The 1,455-nt window shown below is 41.6% G+C and carries 2 protein-coding genes; both read right to left on the bottom strand.

Going from position 1 to position 1,455, the window contains the following annotated elements:
* Positions 1–35: 35 nt before the first annotated feature.
* A complete protein-coding gene (locus tag FC99_RS02690) occupies positions 36–857 on the bottom strand; it encodes an IS3 family transposase (protein ID WP_048732984.1) in 822 nt (273 codons plus the stop codon).
* Between the two features lie 26 nt (positions 858–883).
* A complete protein-coding gene (locus tag FC99_RS02685) occupies positions 884–1,402 on the bottom strand; it encodes a helix-turn-helix domain-containing protein (protein ID WP_048732983.1) in 519 nt (172 codons plus the stop codon).
* Between the last annotated feature and the right edge of the window lie 53 nt (positions 1,403–1,455).

The raw sequence follows: 1,455 nt of genomic DNA, 5'->3' as shown, positions 1-1,455 counted from the left end.
TGAAGTGCAAGTAAAATGTTAGACACTTTTCTGACCTATGCAACTAGCATCTTCTGACAATACTCGGCAGGGGTTAATCCACCATGAATTAAAGTGATGCGCTCCGTATTAAACCATTTGACGTAACGTGCGACGAGTCTCCTCAAGGACGTTAGACTCTTTAAACTATGGCGATAAAGACATTCTCGCTTTAGTAGGTTGAACCAGCTTTCAATCGGCGCATTGTCGTGACAGTTACCTTTTCGCGACATGCTTTGAATAATATGCATTTTGTGTAGCTTATGACGATAACTCTTAATCTGATACTGCCAGCCTTGGTCGGAATGAAGAATTGGAAAAGTATCATCTGGCAGTTTGGGCTTAAGTGAATTTAGTGTCGCTTTAATAAGCTTTTTATCTGGGTGAGCACTGATCTTAACGGCCAACACACTTCGACTAGCTTCATCGATAATCGCTGAAATATAAGCCCATTTTTGATTGGTCAGTCGTACTTGGGTGACATCTGTGTGAAGCACTGAGAGGGGCTGAGTCGCGTTGAAACGCTGGTTAAGAATGTTGGGAGCTACCTCCCCAACTTTACCCTTATATGACCGATACTTGGACGTATGTCGAGAATACATGTTAGGTCGAATACCCATTTCATTCATGAGCTTAAGAATAGTATCTGGGCTAGCTTTGAAGCCATCACGTTCTGTACACAACTGAATGCGCCGATAGCCATAAGTTTGTTTAGATTGAACGAAGATTTTCTTAATCTCGTTCTTCAATCGTGCATACTTATCTGGTTTCTCATTGCGTTTCAGTCGATCATAGTAGGTCGCACGTTTCAAGTGTAAAACCTTGAGAAGTTGACGAATTGGATACTTTTCCCGTAACTCATAGACTACTTCTGCTTTGTCTCCATTGGATGGTTTTTGCGAGTTACGTCTAACAATTTTTTTAAAGCATCACGGTCCATCTTGACTTGATATAATTCATGCTCTAACCGTTGTTCTGCTTGGAGATGACGCTCCTTTTCAGTGGTTGGTCTTGGTTGTTTTTTCATCGATTGATACCTGTCCTTATCCTTTGGTTCAAGGCCATCGATGCCTTTCTTCCGATAGTTAGAAACCCATTTACTAATGGTAGGGTTATCAACTTCAAAATACCGAGCTGTAGCACTTAAACTCACATGATTGTTCAGGTAATAGTCTACCACTTCCATTTTGAACTCCAGGGGATATCGAATCCAGCCATGGTTATGGAGAGCCTTAAAGCCTCCTGATCTAACCTGACTAACCCAACGGGCCACGAGACTTGCAGTAGCCATTCCATGCTTAGCAGCCAAGTCTAAAGCACTACCCTGACCATCTAAGTATTCTTTGACCACTCGTTTCTTGAGCTCAAACGTATATTTCTTCATAGAACCACCTCAAAATTATTAGTCTCTCTGTCTAATAATTTTACGGCACTTCA

The organism is Levilactobacillus koreensis JCM 16448 (assembly GCF_001435525.1).
Lineage (GTDB): Bacteria > Bacillota > Bacilli > Lactobacillales > Lactobacillaceae > Levilactobacillus > Levilactobacillus koreensis.
This window is presented reverse-complemented; position numbering and strand designations above follow the sequence as displayed.